15 protein-coding genes are annotated in these 21,053 nt (G+C 50.1%); 6 read left to right on the forward strand and 9 right to left on the reverse strand.

The window, feature by feature from the left end; genetic code table 11:
• Positions 1 to 55 precede the first annotated feature (55 nt).
• The 5 genes from KK083_RS02800 to KK083_RS02820 form a co-directional block, all read right to left on the reverse strand.
• Positions 56 to 1,636 carry a SusD/RagB family nutrient-binding outer membrane lipoprotein gene (locus KK083_RS02800; protein ID WP_254160469.1) on the reverse strand — a complete coding sequence of 527 codons (1,581 nt, stop codon included), beginning with the start codon at positions 1,634 to 1,636 and terminating at the stop codon, positions 56 to 58.
• Between the two features lie 29 nt (positions 1,637 to 1,665).
• Complete coding sequence (locus tag KK083_RS02805; protein WP_254160470.1) at positions 1,666 to 4,758, reverse strand: SusC/RagA family TonB-linked outer membrane protein; 3,093 nt, start codon at positions 4,756 to 4,758, stop codon at positions 1,666 to 1,668.
• Positions 4,759 to 5,241: 483 nt separating this feature from the next.
• Positions 5,242 to 6,723, reverse strand: coding sequence for a M28 family peptidase (locus KK083_RS02810; RefSeq protein WP_254160471.1), 1,482 nt, complete (start codon positions 6,721 to 6,723; stop codon positions 5,242 to 5,244).
• A gap of 232 nt (positions 6,724 to 6,955) precedes the next feature.
• Positions 6,956 to 9,118 carry a glutamine synthetase III family protein gene (locus KK083_RS02815; RefSeq protein WP_254160472.1) on the reverse strand — a complete coding sequence of 721 codons (2,163 nt, stop codon included), beginning with the start codon at positions 9,116 to 9,118 and terminating at the stop codon, positions 6,956 to 6,958.
• Positions 9,119 to 9,387: 269 nt separating this feature from the next.
• Positions 9,388 to 10,071 carry a head GIN domain-containing protein gene (locus KK083_RS02820; protein WP_254160473.1) on the reverse strand — a complete coding sequence of 228 codons (684 nt, stop codon included), beginning with the start codon at positions 10,069 to 10,071 and terminating at the stop codon, positions 9,388 to 9,390.
• Positions 10,072 to 10,219: 148 nt separating this feature from the next.
• Between KK083_RS02820 and KK083_RS02825 the strand changes: the two genes are divergently transcribed.
• Positions 10,220 to 10,624 carry a tellurite resistance TerB family protein gene (locus KK083_RS02825; RefSeq protein ID WP_254160474.1) on the forward strand — a complete coding sequence of 135 codons (405 nt, stop codon included), beginning with the start codon at positions 10,220 to 10,222 and terminating at the stop codon, positions 10,622 to 10,624.
• Between the two features lie 55 nt (positions 10,625 to 10,679).
• On the opposite strand, the gene KK083_RS02830 is transcribed toward KK083_RS02825, so the two are convergent.
• Positions 10,680 to 12,398 (reverse strand): amidohydrolase, encoded by a 1,719-nt coding sequence (locus KK083_RS02830; protein WP_254160475.1) that lies wholly within the window; start codon positions 12,396 to 12,398, stop codon positions 10,680 to 10,682.
• Between the two features lie 171 nt (positions 12,399 to 12,569).
• Here KK083_RS02830 and KK083_RS02835 point away from each other — a divergent pair, with 171 nt between their 5' ends.
• The 3 genes from KK083_RS02835 (at position 12,570) to KK083_RS02845 (ending at position 15,972) form a co-directional block, all read left to right on the forward strand.
• Positions 12,570 to 14,405 (forward strand): LTA synthase family protein, encoded by a 1,836-nt coding sequence (locus KK083_RS02835; RefSeq protein WP_254160476.1) that lies wholly within the window; start codon positions 12,570 to 12,572, stop codon positions 14,403 to 14,405.
• Between the two features lie 230 nt (positions 14,406 to 14,635).
• Complete coding sequence (locus KK083_RS02840) at positions 14,636 to 15,373, forward strand: hypothetical protein (RefSeq protein WP_254160477.1); 738 nt, start codon at positions 14,636 to 14,638, stop codon at positions 15,371 to 15,373.
• Positions 15,374 to 15,381: 8 nt separating this feature from the next.
• The gene (locus KK083_RS02845; protein WP_254160478.1) at positions 15,382 to 15,972 is read left to right on the forward strand and encodes a hypothetical protein; all 591 of its coding nucleotides are present in this window, start codon (positions 15,382 to 15,384) and stop codon (positions 15,970 to 15,972) included.
• A 146-nt stretch (positions 15,973 to 16,118) separates the two neighbouring features.
• Here KK083_RS02845 and KK083_RS02850 read toward each other — a convergent pair whose 3' ends face one another.
• A complete protein-coding gene (locus tag KK083_RS02850; protein WP_254160479.1) occupies positions 16,119 to 17,477 on the reverse strand; it encodes a CapA family protein in 1,359 nt (452 codons plus the stop codon).
• Entirely contained in the window at positions 17,474 to 18,145 is a 672-nt protein-coding gene (gene pdeM / locus KK083_RS02855) for a ligase-associated DNA damage response endonuclease PdeM (protein ID WP_254160481.1), read from the reverse strand. The genes KK083_RS02850 and pdeM overlap by 4 nt, the downstream gene beginning before the upstream one ends.
• Before the next feature lie 26 nt (positions 18,146 to 18,171).
• On the opposite strand from pdeM, the gene KK083_RS02860 reads away from it, so the two are divergent.
• Together KK083_RS02860 and KK083_RS02865 are read left to right on the forward strand one after the other, a co-directional pair.
• Positions 18,172 to 18,951 (forward strand): carboxylesterase family protein, encoded by a 780-nt coding sequence (locus KK083_RS02860; RefSeq protein ID WP_254160483.1) that lies wholly within the window; start codon positions 18,172 to 18,174, stop codon positions 18,949 to 18,951.
• A 109-nt stretch (positions 18,952 to 19,060) separates the two neighbouring features.
• The gene (locus KK083_RS02865; protein ID WP_254160485.1) at positions 19,061 to 20,473 is read left to right on the forward strand and encodes an inorganic phosphate transporter; all 1,413 of its coding nucleotides are present in this window, start codon (positions 19,061 to 19,063) and stop codon (positions 20,471 to 20,473) included.
• 176 nt (positions 20,474 to 20,649) lie between these two features.
• Here KK083_RS02865 and KK083_RS02870 read toward each other — a convergent pair whose 3' ends face one another.
• Entirely contained in the window at positions 20,650 to 20,844 is a 195-nt protein-coding gene (locus tag KK083_RS02870) for a hypothetical protein (RefSeq protein WP_254160487.1), read from the reverse strand.
• Positions 20,845 to 21,053 lie beyond the last annotated feature (209 nt).

Below are 21,053 nucleotides of genomic sequence, written 5' to 3' on the forward strand. Positions count from 1 at the left end.
TACCAGGTCTGGTGATCATAGTTTATGCTACGACCACCAGATGGTAAAAAGCTTGTTATGGTTTGTCCCACCACACACGGGTGGTAAATAAATCAGCACCTTGTCTTGCTTCAACGATCTTGAGATTATCTCCATTTAATCCGGACTCACTGGCGGGATACCTCAGTCTTCTCGGTATGGTGCCGCCCGTTACGTTACCCGGGAAGTTGATCGGTGTAAGCACAGGATAACCACTTCTCCTCCAGTTGGCGAAAGACTCATAACCATCGAGGAATGAAGCGATGTAGTACTGCGTATTGATGGCCGCCAGTTTTTGATCCAGCGTACCTGCTGTGGGAAACGCAACCACATTCTGCGCATAATTTGTAATAGCAGCATCGTTGAAAAGCGCCGCCGGTGCAGACAGTTTGTATTGATCGATAGCAGACTTCACGCCAGCCCTGAAAAGCGCTTCAGCATCTCCGGTGATCCATCCGCGGGCTGCTGCCTCGGCTTGCAGGAACAACGTCTGGGAGTGTGACACCAGTATATTGGGAGCATCAGGCTTGATAAGCTCAGAGCGCACGATAGAAAAACGGTTTATTGTTTTTCCTGAAGGCAGAGGGTAGCTGGCGCTGCCATCGCGTCCATTCGGCAGGCCCACCTGAGCTGCGGGATCAGCCGTGCCATTGTACGTGGTAACGAAATCGATGTTAACGGTGTCGCCAGGCGCTCTAACGGTATACGTCTGTACCGGAATGATCCCTAAACGCGGATCGTTATTGTTCCTTAACAGGTCGATGAACGTTTTCGAGATCCGGAAGTTGTTGTTCTTCTGATCCTGGTGCGCACCAGGGTAAGAGCCCAGCACGTGGCTGTTCGGGTTATCCCAAACAGTGGTTTCTGTGTGACTTACTTTAAATGCTTCTGTGTACGCGCTGATCACGCCACCAGCCACTGCCTTTTTTGCCCACGTTTCTGCTGTGGCGGGTGCGGCCTTTGAAAGGCGCATGGCCAGACGCAACATGAGTGAATAGGCACCTTTTTTCCAGAGTGCAATATCACCACCATACATGATATCACCCGATATGGGTTTTGACGCATCAAAAGCATTGATAGCCTGTTCAAGCTCGCTTAACATATCGTTGTAAATGAACTCCTGAGTATCGTATTCAGGGATCAATATGCCTCCGATATATCCCATTCCGGCCTGGCGATAGGGAACATCACCGTAGAGATCGGTCATGCGGTGAAAAACAATAACTTTTAAGATCCGTCCAATGCTGTTATAGTTTACCTCAGCAGGTTCGGTTTTCGTTCTGTTGATCAGGTCTACGATCACCTTGACGGTCCTTTCATAGTTCCGGTCCCAGTAAGAAGCAGAGTAGCCATCATTGTAGAAGTATTTATCTCCCTGCCAGTTCGTCGAAGCAAGCTGCTGAACGAAAAGTGCACTGTAGATATAATTCGCACGCCATGCTTCGTATTCGCTGGTTGACGCCAGAATCATGCTTTGTGTCATCAACGCGCTGGTTGGCGGATCATCCTCGGCTGTCGGATTGACGTTGAGCTCCTCGAATCCATTGGTACAGCTTACAGTTGCCAAAAGAAAGAGCACCAGGGTAATGCTATACAGTCTTATATATCTTCTTATCATATTCATAAATTTTTATTAACCCGGTTCAATTATAATTTGAGATTGACATTAAACCCGTACGAGCGAACAGTGGGAGCGCCAAAGTACTCCAGGCCCTGTCCACTGCCATTGTTATAGCTCGATTCAGGATCAACGTTAGGAACATGCTTCATCAGGATGCCGAGGTTACGGCCTACCACTGAAAGCGATACTCCCTTGAACGGCGTCTTGGCAATGATGTTCTGAGGCAGGCTGTAGCTCAGGATGATCTGGCGCAGCTTGATGAAGTCAGCATCATAAATGTCCAATCCTGTAATATTCAAGTGCGCTGACTGGAAGTAGGTCTGACTTGTAACAGAAGTAGTATTCGGCGTACCATCGGCGTTAACACCGTTCTCGATAATGCCTTCCTCTCTTCCACGAAGGGTTTCTTTGTGGGCACCTCTGTATTTAGCAAAGTCATTGGTACCTGAGTACATCACGGCTCCGAATTTACCATCGATGAGCACGCTCAGGCCAAATCCCTTGTAGCGGAAATCATTCATGATACCCATGGTCAACGGCGGAACACCTGTTCCGTAGGCAGTCAGGTTAGGCGAAGTCTGCAGGACACCTGCGTTCAGTATATACTGGCCGTTGGCATCACGCAACGGTTCATAGCCCATCACTTGTCCGAAAGGTTTTCCTACGAGGTGATCGACAAAAGCCCTTCTGGACCCGGCAGCTGTAGCAACACGGAATGTTTTGAGCTCTTCAGAGATCTTCACAACCTTGTTTTTATTGTTGGCCATGTTGAAAGACACGTCCCAGCTAAAATTATTCGATTTGATCGGCGTTGCATTGATCAGGAGCTCGATACCATCATTGGTTACTTCACCAACGTTCAACAATACTTCTTTATAACCGGTGGTGTTCGAGATCTGGCTACCGATGATATCGTCAGTAGTAGTTCTTTTATAATAGGAGAACTCCACACCGATCCGGTTCTCGAGCAATCTTGTTTCAAATCCGGCCTCCCAGTTTGTAGTCTGGTATGGCTTCAGCTCTGCGTTCGGGATCCGGTTAGGGTCATCGTCAATGTCAGCGACCGGTGAAGATCCGTGCGGTAATCTGTACAGGTACGGCAACCTCAGGCCATAAGGCTCACGGCTGCCACCCACTTTTGCGTACGATCCAAGGATCTTGGCGAATGAGAAAACAGACGGAAGCTCAACGGCATCAGAAAGAATAAAGCTTGTACCAATAGAAGGATAAAGAATGGACCAGTTGTCGGGTGATAAGGTTGAGAACCAGTCATTTCTTGCCGTAGCGGTCAGGTACAGAACACGCTTGTAGGACAATTCAGCAGAACCGAAAACTGAATTGATCTTTTGTCTGTACACCGCGAATTCATTGTTCTTATTCTGTAAGTTGGTGATATCATAGAATCCAGGGCCGAAGAACGTATTTCCCCACCACTTCATCGTCTGGTCTCGCTGGATCATCATGTTGCCACCAACAAATGCGTCAAGGTTTATGGCACCGAACTCTTTGTTTGCACCAACCAACCACTCACCATTGAACTCACTGAATTTGTTTGTAGACTGATCGTTGATCTCGCCGGCCTGCGCGTAGCGTGTTCCGAACGGCGTATATTCAAAATTGGTTCGCGTATATGCATCCACACCGATCTTTCCACGCACATATAACCATTTGGTCAGGTCATATTTAGCAATAACGCCGCCAACCACACGGTCGCGTTCATCGTGCTGATTGAACATTTCAGTTGCCCAATAAGGGTTCGTCACAAACACGTTGGCATTGAATGGCCTTTCATTTCCAAGCGCATCGGTCATGCTTTCTTTCAACGTGCGCACATCGATGCTGTTGGGAAGCAGGTTCATCGTAAAGTTCGCGTTACCAGGTGAATCCGACAGTCTCGGACGGTTCTTCACTCTCTCGCGCAGGTATCGCACACTCACATTCACAGATAACTTTGGCATGGGCTTGAGCACTGTGTTCAGCGAAAAGCTGTTTCTGCGTAAGGTTGAGTTAGGAACGATGCTCTTATTATCGAGATCAGACATCGAAAAATTATAAGTAACCTGGTCGGTACCTCCACTCAGGGAAATGGAGTTGGTGAAATTGGTACCGGTGTTATAGAAATTTTTCAGGTTGTCCGGGTGTGCCACATAGGGACGTGAAACACCATCAAACTGCGGAACCATACGGCCATCCAGCAGTCCACCCCAGCTGTTCAAATTAAGTCCGGTTGCTGCTTGATCAGTTGTAGTAGGCGGGTTGCCCAGCGAGCCATGGCCATATTTTGTTTGCCAGTCGGCAAGCTGAAGGGGTTGCTCAAACACAAGGTTGGAGTTGATCTCAATTCCAATACCACTGCGTTTCTTACCCTTCTTGGTCGTAACCAGGATCACACCATTGGAAGCGCGTGATCCATACAGCGCGGCTGCGTTGGCACCTTTCAAAACGGTGATGGTTTCAATTTCATCAGGGTTCAACATCTGGATACCATCGCCGGCATCACGTCCACCCCACTCACCTGCATTAGCGCGAACCTGGTTGTCGATGGGAATACCATCCACGATATACAGGGGCTGGTTATTGCTCTTGTCAGAAGACGAAATAGAAGTGTTACCACGGATGATCACCCGCGATGAGCCCGCTGCACCTGTGGCAGTGCTTGTCACGTTCAAACCTGCAACACGGCCAACAAGACCGTTCACGAAGTTGTTGGTCCTTGCCTGCATCAGGTCTTCTCCATTCACTACGGCAACGCTCGAGCTCAGGGCCTTCTTCTCTTTTTCAATGTTCAAGGCCGTAACCACAACTTCATTCAACGTGGTGACATCCTCCTGCAGGCTCACATTAATTACAGTTTGGTTCTGCACCGGAATTTCCTGCGACGCATATCCGATAAAGGAAATTACCAGCGTACCATTGGAAACCTGGGGACCACTCAGGCTGAAATTTCCATCAGCATCCGTTGCCGTTCCGACCGTGGTTCCCTTCAGAAGAACAGACACACCTGGCAACCCAGCTCCGTCAACAGATGATGTAACCTTCCCCGTCACGGTTTGAGCCATCGCAAAACTGCAACAGGCCAGCAACAGGAAAGTCATTAAGACTCGTAAGTGTTTTTTCATAGGCATTTTGGGTTTTCATAAAATGTTTAAAACAAGCGGACGAGATGTTTCCAAATCACCTCGTTTAATTTTACATGAAGTTATAAACAAGGTTGATGAAAAACAAATCGTGTACGTACACGGACGCACTGTGTACGTACACGAAATATTGGCCGATAATGACAAAAACCGTGCATTTTGCGTGAAAAAAAAGAATTGTTGTTATGACACTATTATTAAAAATAGTTCGAAAAAATTGGCGCCAAACAGCTTAAAATCCCCCAGCACGGGGCACGGTTCAAAGACTAAAACCCGGATTTGAGAAGGTTTCTAAATCACATTGAAGTGATAGGAATTACACTCACCAGGAGCGTGTTACAAAATCAGAAAGGGCATAAATTGTCCCGCAGATCACGCAGATAAACGCAGATTTTTTTTGTCTCGTTTTATCTGCGCTAATCCGCGATCCCGATAGCTATCGGGACTGCGGGAAACGAACGGGGCTCAGGATCCCGAATAAAGCTTCTTCGACGCTTCCTCGAACTTATCTCCCGCATTCCAGGATGGACGTTTGCTTTCGTTGGCAAGCAGTTGAACAGCGTAGACAAATGTTTTATAAAACCGCGTCAGGTATTCAAGATCCAGGGAGGCAACCTCATCGGCCTGGCGGTGATAATATTTTCTGATCTCGTCATCCATACGCGCAAGGCCGGGTTGCAGTTTGATGGCGGGGATACCTTTGCGGGCAAACGAAACCTGGTCTGAGCGCTCGAAGAAATTTTCCTTCGGATCCGGATCTCCCCCAACACCAAGCCCGAATGCCTTCGCTGCTTTGGTCACGGTTTCATCGGTGCTCGTTCTGCCAAAGCTGATGCTGGTGATGATCGTTTTATCGTTGTATCCTACACCATCGCAGTTGATGCTCAGAATGTGTTTGTTCAACGGCACCAGCGGATGCTCGGTGTACCACTGGCTGCCCAGCAGTCCTTTTTCCTCACTGGTCAGGGCCACAAGGATCACGGAATGTTTCGGCGGATTTTTGCTCAGGTATTTGGCAGTCTCCAGCAGCGCCACAGTGCCGATGGCATTGTCACGCGCGCCGTTAAAGATGGAGTCCTGGCCGTCTTTCGACCGCTGCACGCCCACATGGTCATAGTGTGCGGTAATAACAATGTATTCTTCCTTCAGCTTGGGATCTGTACCATCAATGATCGCCGCCACATTTTTACCGGGTACAAAGATCTTCTTTTTGCCTTCGATGGTCAGCGAACCGTTTACTTTTTCTGCTTCCTGGAATTTCAGCGAAGCGATGTCGGCGGGTTTCAGCAACACGTGCGGTATGCTCGGCCCTTCTTTCTTGATGCTCCACACGGGTTGTGAAAGAAAATTCACCAATGCCGGCCACGGTGCCTGCGGCAGCACGAGGATCTCCACCAGTCCCAGCACCCCTGCCTGTTTCATATACTTGTTTTTTTCGCTGCTCGCTGAAAAGACCTTGTTCAGGTTATCGGAGTCCTTTGAACCTGCGAGGGCAAGTACCATTTTGCCTTTGATGTCGTACTTCTTAAGGTCTTCAACAGAACCATAGCCCACATAGATCATCTCACCGGTCCATTGTATGCTATCGCCATCCAACACCAGGAGGTTGTCTTTGAAAGCAAAACTTTGATTGCCCACCTGAGCGGTAGCTTTTGTGGGAGGATAATTCTTGATCTGTTCTACAGGCTGAAAATAATTGTTCGTTCCTGGTGCAGGCCTCAGTCCCTGGATCTTGAACATGGTGCGGATATAGTTGGCCGCGATGTCGAGCTCGGGTGAACCGGCGTTTCTTCCTTTCATTTCATCGGCCGCCAGAAACGACAGGTGCGCTTCGATCTCCGGCCGGGTAATCATCTCATTGAGATCGGCATTACCTTTTTTCTGCGCATATCCCCTTTCGCCGGCCAGCGCCCCGGCAACCACGAGGCAAAAAATCCATTTTTGCATACGATTTAGATTTGGAACGCTGAAATAAGAGGAATTTAGCGAGCTTTCCTAGTTCCCTTTAGATTTGAGACATGAGACCTGAGATAGGAGACCCAGAACCAACCTTTGCTCTCAGTTTCGAATCTCATATCTCACGTCTCATATCTATTAAAAAAACAAAAGCGATACCGGGAAGGTACCGCTTAAGTCACAGGTTTAGGTTAAAGAAAAAAAACTTAGGTTCAAACAATAATTAGCGCAGGAAGAGCAGCTCGCGGTATTTTACCAGCGGCCAGTCTTCGTCGTCCACCAGCAGCTCGAGCTTGTCTACGGCATCGCGGATAGCATCGAAATACTTCTCCTTGATATCGTCGCAGTAAGCAACGGCACGCTTATGAGTGTCGGTGATCTTGTTGATGCGCTTGCGTTCTTCGATCATCTCACGTACCCCCACTTTGATGATCTCGATGTATCCTGAGATCTCCTTGATGGTCTGGATCACCGCTTTGTTGTCGATGCCCAGTCCGTTCAGACCGTTGGCGTTGGTGATCAGCTTGTTCTGGTACGCAATGGCCGTAGGCACGATGTGGTTCATGGCAAGGTCGCCCATCACGCGCGCTTCGATCTGCACACGCTTGATGTAAGCTTCCAGCCTGATCTCGGTGCGTGCTTCAGTCTCTTTGTGCGACATGATGCCATGCTTTTCGAAAAGATCAAGCGACTTCTTCGTGGTGTAAGCATTCAGCGCATTCGGTGTGGTCTTGATGTTGTTCAGCCCACGCTTGGCAGCTTCCTGTACCCACTCTTCTGAATATCCATCGCCTTCGAAGCGGATGGCCTTCGATTCTTTAATGTATTGACGCAGCACGTTCACAATGGCCAGGCGTTTTTCTTCGCCTTTTTCGATCTCCTTGTTTACGGCATTGTAGAAGTGTGTAAGCTGTTCTGCTACGATCGCATTCAGTGCAGTCATCGGTGTGGCGCAGTTGTCGCTGCCACCTACTGCCCTGAACTCGAATTTATTTCCGGTAAAGGCGAAAGGAGAAGTACGGTTACGATCGGTGGCGTCCAGAATGATCTCGGGGATCTGGTCGATACCGAGCTTCATGTACATGTTGTCGCCTTTTTCGATCTTCACATTTCCTTTTTTCTCGAGCTCGTCAAGCACTGCAGTCATCTGCGAGCCGATGAACACCGACATGATGGCCGGAGGAGCTTCGTTGGCACCGAGGCGGAAGTCGTTGGCCTGGGTAGCGATGCTCGCGCGCAGCAGGTCTGCATACTCATGCACCGCCTTGATGGTAGTGATGAAGAACGTAAGGAAGAGGAGGTTATCACGGGCGCTGCTGGTAGGTGCGTAAAGGTTCACACCAGTGTCAGTGATCAGCGACCAGTTATTGTGCTTACCGGTTCCATTCAATCCTGCGAAAGGTTTCTCATGGAAGAGTGCTTTCAGGTTGTGCTTCTCAGCCACGCGGCCCATCACATCCATCATCAGCTGGTTGTGGTCGTTGGCAACGTTCACTTCCTCGAAGAGCGGAGCCACTTCAAACTGGCTCGGAGCTACTTCGTTGTGACGGGTGCGTACCGGGATGCCGAGCTTCCAGCATTCGATCTCGAACTCCTTCATGAAATCATACACACGGCCGGGGATCGATCCGAAGTAGTGATCTTCCAATTGCTGACCGCGCGCAGGTGAGTGACCAAATACGCTGCGGCCTGCCATAACCAGGTCAGGACGTGCCTGGAACAATGCTTTATCAACAACAAAATATTCCTGTTCAGGCCCCAGTGAGGCAACTACGTGCTGGATGTCTTTATCGAAGAGCTGACATACCTGTGTGGCGGCGATGTCTACTGCTTTCAGCGCTTTCAGCAAAGGCGCTTTTGTATCGAGGGTCTCTCCTGTGTACGATACAAATATGGTAGGAATTGAAAGTGTTTTTCCATAGAGGAACATGGGCGATGTAGGATCCCATGCTGTGTAACCACGAGCTTCGAAAGTGCTGCGAATACCACCACTGGGGAACGAAGAAGCATCAGGTTCCTGCTGCACCAGCTCGCTGCCTTTGAAACGTTCAATGCCTGCGAGTGCATCGAAGAATGAATCGTGCTTTTCAGCCGTTCCGCCGGTCATCGGCTGGAACCAGTGTGTAAAGTGGGTAGCACCTTTTGCCATGGCCCACGATTTGGCCGCAGAAGCAACAGCGTCGGCTGTAGCCTCATCGATCTTTTCGTGGTTCTTGATTGCCTGGCTTACTTTTTTGAAAACTGCCGGGGCCAGTGTAGCACGCATCTGCTCGATACCATAAACGTTTTCTCCAAAGATCTTGGAGACGAAAGGCGACGGCAGGTCAACATGAACACGAGGGCGATCGCTCAGTTTCTTCAGAGCTTCGAATCGTAGTTGCGCCATAATTTTGGTTGTTGTTGTTTAGTAGAGCGCCAAAAATATGGGATTTTTTGCTGGCAGGGTAAAATTTATACCTGAATTTTAATTTTTTATTAAGAATACGTTTGCAATGGGTTATTTTTTAGCCTTCTTATGACACATAAGATATGAGATTCTAGACGTGAGACGTCACAAATAAAAAAGGATGACATTTCTGTAGAAACGATGTCATCCTTTTAACCGGGATCTGAGCCACGTTGGCGCGGGATTGTCTCAAATCTCATATCTCAAATCTAATTCGATTTCCTCACGGAACCGCCACTGCTGGAATTGGTCACCTGTTTATCCGGATTGCCCCGGTAGCGGATATCGCCACCGCTGCTGGCCCGTGCTGACAGTGCTTTGCTTACGCTGATCTTAACCGAGGCGCCGCTGCTGGCCTCCGCTTCTACGTTCTCGGCCTCGAGATCATAAGCATCGATCTCACCTGCGCTGCTGGCATCCACGCTGAGAGACTGGGTTTTTCCTTTCAGCTCCACATCGCCTGCGCTGGAGGCACTCGATTCGATCGAATGGGCCTCCACGTTCACCTCGATCGATCCAGCGCTCGAAGCACTGATCTCCATATTATTCGCCTTGAGCGTGCCTTCCGAAAAAATGCTTCCGGCCGAGCTCGCGGAAAGTTTGTTCACATTAACATAGGTCACATATACTTTGGCATCGACACGGGTAAATCTTCCAACTCCCTCTTTCATGTGCACCTTGAGGTAAGATCCTGAAACTTCTGTGATCACGTTATCGGGACTCGTGCCCGTAACCTCTACCCTGACGCTCTCCTTATCTCCCTTTTTTAGATAGACATCAACACCCTCTTGTGTCTTTACCCCGGTAAACGGCTCAACTTTGCGGGTTTCTGTCTGCTGACCATAGGCCATGACAACGGAACAAGCCAATACTACAAAGACAAACTTCTTCATATGATACTCTGTTTTGCCCTAAAGACAGGGCCTAAATATAACGGTTGCATCCCCACATTTTTTTTTTCGATGTACTAAAACACCGTATTTTTCACTAATTTTCAAGATATATTTTTAAAGATTTGCATCCTCAAACTAATACGGCTATATGATTTTTGACAAAAAAGCTGAACTCAACGTTCTGATAAACCTGGCGGCCAGTGATAAAAACGTGGCTGAAAAGGAATCCAAACTGATCCATTCCATTGGCAAAGCTAACGGTATTTCTACTGAAGAGATCAACCAGATGCTGAAGAACCCCAAGCCGATCAGCAATGTTTCTTCCCTTACCGAAGACGAAAAGTTCACGCACCTGTACTACCTGATCCAGCTCATGAAAATGGATGGCCAGGTGTTCAGAAGCGAAGTGGTATTCTGCGAGCAGATCGCCGAGAAGCTTGGATACAAAAAGTCAGTAGTGGCAGAGATCTCACAACACGTGTACAGCGATCCCTCCATCACAGCAGACCGCGACATGATCAAGAAAAAAGCCGAGAAGTTCCTCGTGAAGTAATCGAGGATTTTCCGGTGATCACCATATCAGGGGGAAGAGCAAAAGCTCTTCCCTTTTATTTTTTATAGACCACCTTGCCGCCCATGATGGTCGCGGCAACTTCGGTGCTCAGGATATCTTTTTCGGGGATGCTCATCAGGTCTTGTGTGAAGATGGTGAAGTCGGCAAGTTTACCCACCTCGATGCTTCCCGTGATCTTTTCCTGGAACGCGCCATACGCCGCATCCAGCGTATAGGATCTCAGCGCCTGCTCGCGCGTCATTTTCTCTTCCGGCTCGTATCCGCCTTCGGGCTCTCCCTTCAGTGTTTTACGGGTAACGGAAGCATAGAAGCAGGGTATGGGTGTAACGGGCTCCACCGGCGCATCGGTGCCGTTCACGATCCTGGCACCCGACTTCAATAATGTCTGCCACATATAAGCTCCTTCCTTGATCCGTTTCTCGCCCAGCCTGTCGATAGCCCAGGGCCTGTCTGAAGACATGTGAATAGCCTGCATGGCGGGGATCACGCCCAGTTTTGCAAACCGGGGAAGATCATCAGGGTGAATATGCTGTGCGTGCTCCATCCTGAAGCGGTGATCTTTGGCGGCATCGGGATTTTCGCGGAAAGCGGTTTCATAACGGTCGAGGATCTCGCGGTTGGCCCTGTCGCCAATGGCATGCGAGCATACCTGGAAACCCGACTTCAACGCTTCACGCGCGGTTTTCAGCACCGTATCCATTGGAAGGGTTGCCATGCCATAAAAATCTTTCCGGTCTGCGTAAGGCTCGAGCAGCCATGCACCCCGTGATCCCAGCGCGCCGTCGCAGTTCAGCTTGATGGAACGCACAGTCAATAACCCCAATGAGTCGATCTCGGGTCCCTTCTTCATCCACTCATAAACCAGGTCACGGTCGAAGCCGGTGATCATGACGTATAACCGCACGCCCAGCTTCCCTTCATTTTTAAACTGATGGAACAATCCAATATTCTCGCGACTCGCACCGGCATCGTGAAAACCGGTGATGCCGTTGCGTTGACATGCTTTGATGGCAAGCTCGAGCGCCTGTGCATCGGTTTCGGCTGTGCTCTCGGGAATGTGACGTGATACGAGACCCATGGCGCGTTCGTTAAAAATGCCAGTGGGGTTTCCGAGCTCGTCTACGATCACCTCGCCTCCCTCCTGCGTGAGATTGCGCTGCAGCCTTTCAGTTGATAACGGGTTTACACCTGCGATCTCCATGGCCTTGGCGTTGGCCAGCGCCGCATGGCCACTCGCATGCCGGAGAAACACCGGGTTGTTGGGCGATATCTCACTCAGCAGCTGATGGGTCTGGAATCCCTTCACCAGCTTTTCAGGTTTTTTATCCCACTTGTCCTGGTGCCAGCCGCGGCCCAGGATCCATTGCCCTGGCTGTGCCTTGCTCACCGCCTCTTTCACTTTCTGCACGAGCTCGTCGTAACTCTTCACTGACATGAGGTCGAGGTTGAGCTCATTATAACCAACCCCCATGATGTGCCCATGGCCTTCTATAAAACCCGGTGTCATGATCTTTCCCTGCAGGTCTATCACGTCTGTTTTTTCACCGATAAAAGCGCGGGCTTCCTGTTCCGTACCGGCAAAACTGATCCGGTCTCCGTTCACCACCACGGCCTCCACCACCGGCCGGGCTGCATCTACGGTGTAGATCTTTCCACCCAGCACCACGAGGTCTGCGGGTTCTTTTTTGGTGCCACAGCTTATCATGAACAGGAGCAGTAGTGGTAATACGAGAAGTTGCTTAATAGAGGTCATGTATTGAGTTTCATTGGTAATCAGTATTCGGTAATCAGTATTCGGTTAATACAGAGGCACCGATTACCAGTCAAACCGATTACCGATTACCGTTTTACCGTTCACCAATTTTACTGATTATTTCATTGGAATCAACGGCCTGTTATCTTTGCGGCAAAAAACAGCTGCCAAATGCGTCAACGCCTCAGACTTCTGGCTTATTACGCCATTTTCTGGATCACCTTCATGATCGTGATCAGGGCTGTATTCATGCTTTACAACCATGACCTGTCAGCGCAGCTCTCGGCCGGCGAGATCGTGCAGGTGTTTCTTCACGGGCTGAAGATGGACCTGAGCATGAGCGGTTACTTCCTGGCACTCACCAGCCTGATCCTTACTATCTCCGTGTTCACGCAATCGCGATGGCTTTTCCTGGTGCTGAACAGCATTTCCATTTTTATGATCGTGATCAGCGCCATCATTGTTGTTGTTGACATTGAGCTGTACCGCCACTGGGGTTTTCGCCTCGATACCACACCGCTTTTTTATATGGCGGGCGCCGAAACGGAAGCCATGGGAAGTGTGGCAGTGTCTGTAGTGATCGAGCTGTTCCTGATCCTGATCGCGCTGGCAACCCTCGCCATCTTCGTTTATTCGGTATGGCTGGGGCGCCTGCTGTCAACGCTGAGGCCACCCGCGGAGAAGAAAGCATTTCTCGTTTTTGTCATCGCCACCGGCCTGATGTTCATCCCCATCCGCGGCAGCTTTACGGTGGCACCGATGAACCCCGGCTTCGTTTACTTTCACAACACCAAGCCATACGCAAACCATGCAGCCCTGAACACCGTCTGGAATTTCATCTACAGCCTGCAACGAAGCAAGGAACGGGGATATCCAAAAAACTTTTACGACAACAAGCTTACGGAAGAATACTTCGCTGCGCTGTATCCGAACGACGACTCAACGGTTCATGTATTCACGGAAGCGCGCCCCAACGTGGTGCTGTTTATCATGGAAAGCTTTACCGCCGATGTTATTGAACCACTGGGAGGTTTAAAAGGCATTACACCCAATCTCAACCAGCTCTGCGCCGAAGGTATCCTCTTCGACAGCATCTACTCCAGTGGTGACCGCACCGATAAGGGTATCGTGTCGGTTCTCAGCGGCTATCCCGCGCAACCACAAGGCAGCATCATCAAGTATACATCGAAAGCACAGAAGCTTCCCTACCTCAATCATTTTATGCGGGAGCTGGGATACAGGACTTCGTTCGTCTATGGCGGCGACATCGACTTTGCCAATTTCAGATCGTACCTCACCACCTGCCGGTTCGACCACATTACGGCAGACGAAGATTTTTCAGGTGACGACAACAACAGCAAATGGGGTGTGCATGACCACATCGTTTTTAACAGGGCGCTGCAGGAATGCGACACCGCTTCATCACCGTTTTTCAAGGTGATCCTTTCGCTGAGCAGCCACGAGCCCTTCGATGTTCCCATGACACCTTACATCGAAGGACAGGACCAGGAATCATTGTTCCTCAACGCATGCCACTACACCGACAAAAGTGTAGGTGAGTTCATCAGCCAGGCGAAGCAGAAACCCTGGTGGAAGAATACGGTGGTGATATTTGTAGCAGACCACGGCCACCGTCACCCGGGCAACAAAGCGCTGCAGGCCAAAGAACGGTTCAGGATCCCCTTGCTGATGACTGGGGGAGCGATCAAAAAAGATTCGGTGGTGCATCTCTACGGAAACCAGACCGACATTGCCAACACGCTGCTGGGCCAGCTCGATAAACCTAGTGATGCGTTCACGTTCAGCAAAAACCTGCTCTCTCCTGCGGCCCGCTCTTTCTCTGCGTACTTCTTCAACAATGGTTATGGTTTTGTCGCGCCCGGCAAATACATCCTTTACGACAACACAGGTCGCCAGTTCCTGGAAACCGTGGGCGCAACGGAAGAAGACGTCAACATCAGCAAGGCGTACCAGCAGAAGCTTTTTCTTGATTACAATTTGAAATGACTCTGAGATTTCAAGGCTGGCGTTTCAAAACAGATGAAGTTTGGTTGCCGGTTACCGGTTGCCAGTTACCGGTTAACTTCTGTGTTAATAATCTTTGGCGCGCAAATTGGAATCGTTCAAGTGAAGGCCGTGCCCCTTCCTAACTGGCTATCCGGCAACTGGCAACCGGTAACTAATTTGTAACTTTAAACTTCTAACTTGAAACCTCTAACTTGAACGGCACCGGTTACATGAAACAGATCAGATCTTTCCTCATAACAGCAACGCTCTTCACCCTCTGTTCCGTCGCGCAGGCGCAGGAGTTTGGACTTTCCTTCTCTTACTTCCTGCCGAAGAATGGATATTTTTCCACACCGATCAGCCCTTTCTCTATCCGTGGGCTGGGGGTTGACCTGAACCGTTTTGTGGCGCTTGAAACGGGCGCATCGCTTTACAGGATGTCGGGGCTGAACCTCAAAGATCTTTCCATTAACAGCAAAGAGCCGCTGGTGGGTCCTAATTTTACCTTGCTCATTCCTGCCGAGCTCGTGTTTCAGCTCAGGGGCAGCGTTGTACAATTTGATATCAAGGGCGGTGGTTTTTTCTTCTACGGCTTCGGCAACAAGATCAACTACGGAAACCTTGACCGCGCCATCATCAAAAGCCTTCATCCCGACTGGACCGTTGCCAATGCCAATGTCACTTTCGATAACAGCCCAGGCTTCGGTTACCACGGTGGCGCTGAGCTCACCCTATATTTCACCAGCCAGGTGGGTGTGTCGTTGGAGACCAATTACTTCGTAGGCTCGGCTAAGTTTCCGCTGAAGGGTTCCTACGTTGGCGGGCAGTCTTCCATTGAAACGTATCCGCTTGATGAGCCTGAGGCCAAGCTCGATTTCACAGGTCTCGAATTTTCAATCGGGCTGCTGTTCAATTCCGGCGGCGGTGGTGGCCCCAGGAAAAAACCGGGTGGCAGAAGAAGACGATAGTGAGCCGAATGAAAAGTATACTCCGATCTTCCCGTCTTTTTCTCCTGCTCTTCATCGTACAGCAGGCCACAGCGCAACAGGGCATTGTTAAGTACCAGTCGTTTGCCATCGACAACAAGGAAGTAGTGTGGGCACAGGTCTATCATTTTGAAGAGCCCGTAGCCACACAGTCGGCCAGGCTTTTTGAGCACCTGAAACGCAAAGTGTGGATCACAGACATTCACTATGAGGGAACGGACATCATTGCAGACCTGGTGCAGTACCGGCCCGATTACAAACGTTACGGCGGCAAGTTCATGAACACTTCCATGATCATCAGAACGGGAAAGTGGGCCGGCAAAGTACGCATCAGCTTCAAAGAAGGAAAGTACCGCGTGATCCTCTATGGCCTCACGTACGAAGCGAAACAGTCGGCCACCGGCTCGGGCAAAGCCACCATAGAACAGCACGACGTCTCCGGCACGCTGAATGAGTTTGTGCTCAACGATCTTCGTAACGGCTTCAGAAAAAACCGTCTTAAAAATCTCGACATCCTGCACTTCAGCTTTAAAGACAGCTTCACATTGACGGTGGATCAGGTGATCAGCAGCGACTGGTAAGGTACGAGGTACGAAATACGAGGTACGGGCGAGACTTCGATCGAAGACCAAGCTTCGTACTTCATTAATTGTACTTCGTACCCGAGTAGATTATCCGACAATCAGTGGAGACGCCAAACCGTACCTCGTCCCTCGTATCTCGTACCTTATTCGACCTTTACTCCGTTCACAAACATCACAACCCGTGCGTCTGAGTATCCCAACTGAATCACCTTATTCCTGTATCGTTCCGCATCTTGTTTCCGGCTAAAGTTCCCTGAATATAACAGTACATTTCCGGCGGAGTCGGTTTCGGTTTCTGTGCCGTATGGCAGATGGTGTGATTGTGCTGATGATGAAGTTCCTTCCGGTGTCGGGGCAGTCGGAAGCAGAATCCTGTAGATTGTGAGTGTATCCGATGGAAGATACTGTGATTCTACAATGTTCACATTGTGCTTTTTGTAGAGCGCTCTTGAGTCGTCAGCAAATACTTTGAGAGCTGCTTTCGATTCAGAGTCTTTGATAAAACCTTTCGGATCTTTTTCGAAGGCGGTCACAGGAAGCACATGGTAGTTCTTTTCAGCATCGGCGGTACGGTACACCCACTCCAGAATGTAGTTGGCCGTGTCGATGCGTGTGATGGCACTGTCAGTTCCGTAGGCGATCTTCTCCAGCTCCAGCGTGACCAGGGCGCCGCCATCGGTGTAACGCTTGCGCTGTCCTGACACAAAATTACCGAGTGAGTATGCTACCAGCTGATCCTTGTCCTTTCTCCATTCCATGGGCTGAAGCACATGCGGGTGGGCACCGATCACCAGCTTCGCGCCGTGTTTGAAACAATGCTCCGCCACATCTTTCTGCCACTTGGAAGGCAGGCTCTGGTATTCTGAGCCCCAGTGCATGAACGCGATGATAACGTCTGGCTTGAGCGCTTTCGCCTTCTTCAGGTCAGCGCGAATGGCGGCCGTATCGATCGTATTCACAATGTTGGGTTTGGTAACGGGCAGGCCATTGGTTCCATACGTGTAGTTCAAGATCGCCAGGCTGAAGCCGTTCTTCTCCACCAGCAACGGATGTTCATTCAGTTTTGCAACCTCATCCACGAAAGTGCCCGTGTGCGGAATATGCAGGCTGTCCAGCATCAATACGGTCCGCTCCAATCCCTTCTTACCGGTATCAACGCAGTGGTTATTGGCCGTTACCAGCACATCCATGCCCATGGCCTTGAGCGCCAGGAGCAGCTCGTCGGGCGCGCTGAACTGCGGATATCCCTTATAAGGAGGGCCCGCCAGCGTAAGCTCCAGGTTGCCGATGGCGAGGTCTGCCGCCTGTGTATACGGTTTAATGAACTGAAAGCAGGGATTATAGTCGTACTTTTTCAGTGTCTTGTTCCACGCGTCGGAGATCTGGGAATCGTGCTGCATGATGTCTCCGAGAAAAAGCAGCGAAAGCCGGGTGGTATCCTGTGCGCATGACGGAACAATGATGCCTGCTAGGATCAGGAGCGATGCGAGTGTTTTCTTCATGAAACTGACATTACTTTGTTATCGGCTACTACAAAGACCTTATCTTCTTTCCTCGGTGCAATGCGGGCCAATCCTGTAAACTTACCAAAAGCCGGGAGATAGGCCTGACGTGCTCCGAAATAAAAGCAGGGCAGCACGACAGACTGCCTTCCTTTGCCTACGAGGTGAACGCCGGGATGAATGTGGCCTGCGATGTTGTACTGGCCGTCCGGCAGCTCCTCCTCCACAGGGTGATGTGTAAAAAGGAACGGTCCCAGCACCAGGTCATCATACACATGAATGCCTTTGCGCTCATATTGGTGCTCGCTCATGATATCGTGGTTGCCCAGCACCAGCTCGAACGTGATGCCCGCATAGTGCTTCACCACCTCGCCGAACACTTCCCATTCCGTATTGTAATGACTGTGAAAGAGGTCGCCCAAACAGATGATCCTTTGCGGCCGGGCCAGGCTCACCACTTCCATCAAAAGCTCCAGGTTGTGGTCATTGGCTTTGGAAGGCACAGCGATGCCCGACTTGCGAAAATGATTGATCTTGCCCAGGTGCAGATCGGCGATGAGCAAAGCCTTTTCTTTCTTCAGCAACACGGCTTTCTGCGGGAACAACCTCATCGGCTCACCAAAGATCTCGATATCCATACGGCGCGGGAACGCAATTTTTATGATCAAAAAATGTCAAGATAACAGTTTAATCCATGCGTCAGTTTCTGTTAACACCGCTCTGCTTTTTTTTATTTTTAACTTCACTCAGGGCACAAAATTCAACATTGTTCGATAAGCTAATATACACCGACCGGAAGGACTCACTGCCTTACCGTTTGCTCAAACCCGTGAACCCGGGGGCAAAAGAGCTTTTTCCGCTGGTGATCTTCCTGCACGGCTCAGGCGAACGGGGCTCCGATAATGAAGCCCAGCTGAAACACATCGCCAATCTGTTTCTCGACCCCAAATACCGGGGAAAATATCCGTGTTATGTGCTGGCGCCCCAATGCCCCAAAGGCCAGCTGTGGGCACAGCAAAACCGTGACGGCTCCATCAGCAAAGAGCCAACAACCCCCATGAAGCTCCTGATCACGCTGATCGACAGCGTTACCAGCGAGTTTCCGATAGACCCTTCCCGGATCTACATCACAGGCCTCTCCATGGGCGGATATGGCACCTGGGACCTCATAGCGAGGTATCCCCACAAATTCGCAGCTGCGGTTCCGGTGTGTGGTGGCGGCGACGAACAAACTGCCTCCAGGATCAAACACATTCCCGTCTGGGCATTCCACGGTGCCAAAGACACCATCGTGGCCCCAAAACAATCGCGCGCCATGATCAAAGCCCTTCAAAACGTGGGGGCAGCACCAGGCTATACGGAATATCCCGATATTGCTCATACCAGCTGGATCCAGGCCTACCAGGAGCCCCATTTGCTGCCCTGGTTGTTCAATCAAAAAATAGATGCGCCGAGCTCCAAACTAAGAGACTGACATTCAACACGGTACAGGTCAGAATTTAACCTTACGGCAAAAAAGATAGCATTGCCTTAACAATGGGGCGGCTATTTCAGGTTAGATTTGCGGCAGAATAAACTCCAGTATGTTCGAATTAGACCTGTCCTACTCCGTTCTTCTTATTCTTTGTCTTATTGCAGCCTGCGGATTTGAATTTGTTAACGGTTTCCATGACACAGCCAATGCCGTGGCCACGGTTATTTATACCAATTCGCTTAAGCCCTGGCATGCCGTGATCTGGTCTGGCGTCTGGAATTTTCTCGGTGTGCTATTGGGTGGTGTAGGTGTGGCCATGGGCATCGTTAACCTGTTACCTGTTGAATCACTCATCGATCAAAACATAGCCCACAGCCTCTCCATGGTCATGGCCTTGCTGCTGAGCGCCATTGCCTGGAACCTGCTCACCTGGTACCTGGGTATCCCCTGCTCCAGCTCGCATACACTGATCGGCTCGATCCTGGGTGTTGGACTTGCGTATTCCCTGCTGCCGGGCGTGAGCGAAGCGGCGGTAGACTGGAGCCAGGCCAGAAAGATCGGCATGTCGCTGCTCATCTCTCCGCTGTTCGGGTTCTCCATGACCATTGTGCTCATGTTCCTGTTGCGAAGATTCACGAAAAAAACATCATATGGAGAAAGTCTTTTCAAGGAACCGAAAAAGAACTCACCTCCGCCAACCTGGATCAGGGCCATTTTGATCCTGACCTGTACCAGTGTAAGCTTCTACCACGGCTCCAACGATGGACAAAAAGGTGTAGGACTGGTGATGCTGATCCTGATCGGTATCGTACCGGTCTACTTTGCACTCGATAACCGCGTTGCGCCCTCATCACTCACCGATCCGCTGAAGAAGATCGAGCTTGTTTTAAGCACGGCCGACCCCGCACCGCTGTCACATCCCGACCAGAAGAAGTTTGCCGACACCCGAGAGATCAGCCAGCGACTCATTGCAAAATTATCCGCTACCGGAAGTGTTGATGCCATTGCCAAACAGGAACGTTTTGTAGTGCGCAAAGACATTATGGTGATGGACCGGAACATCAAAGACCTGCTTTCAAAAGGCGAGCTGCGGCTGAGCGATGTAGAGAAGGCAACCCTGAAAGATCAAGCCAAGACCATCCGGAAGATCACTGACTATTCACCGCGCTGGGTTGTGCTGATGATCTCGCTTTCACTCGGATTCGGTACCATGATCGGGTGGAAACGTATTGTAAAAACAGTAGGTGAAAAGATCGGTAAAGAACACCTGAGCTATGCCCAGGGCGCCTCTGCCGAGCTCGTTGCCGCCAGCACCATCGGCCTGTCTACCAACCTCGGGCTGCCCGTGAGCACCACGCACGTTTTATCGTCAGGTATCGCCGGAAGCATGGTAGCCAACAAAGGCATTAAAAATCTTCAACCTGAAACCGTCAGGAATATCCTCATGGCCTGGTTGCTCACGCTACCGGTAGTGATGATCATGGCTGGAACGTTGTTCCTGTTGTTCAGGTCGATATTCTAAGCGAAGGCAAGACTTCCCATGTTACGGAGGACAGTAAGAATCCATAGTCTATGGTCCATGGTCTACAGCCGACCATCAGGCTCAGAGGCCATCACCATGATGAAGGTATGCTTTCATTCGCTGTAAGAGCGGATGCCATTTTTCGGGGAGCATGGCCATGGACTATCGACCATCGACTATGGACTGACATAGTCGGCTGCCAGCTCTGCCAACGTAGCTGCGTCATCTTTTCTGAATTTCCGATCGAAGCTTTTGATTCGTTTGGTACACACAATTCTCCCGCCATCTTCGTAAGAGATGCTCTCTTCATCACGTTTGATCACTTTGATCACATGGCCGGGTTGCAGGATCTCCCTGTAAATTCCTTTCATATTTTTTGATTGATTGTTTTGTACGGTTCGTACTTGATGTTTTGATGATATGGGAGGTATAAAGAGTGTGCCAACGAAGAGTCCACCGTCCACAGTCGACAGTCCACGGCAGATCACCAAGCGCTTTAGACCACCTTTCTGAACAAAGTATACGCAGAGATTCCGGGACTCTTCGCTCGCACATGCTTCATCTGCGTGATGGTCTACGC

The sequence above is a fragment of the Chryseosolibacter histidinae genome (assembly GCF_018598225.1).
GTDB classification, from domain to species: Bacteria; Bacteroidota; Bacteroidia; order Cytophagales; family Cyclobacteriaceae; genus Chryseosolibacter; species Chryseosolibacter histidini.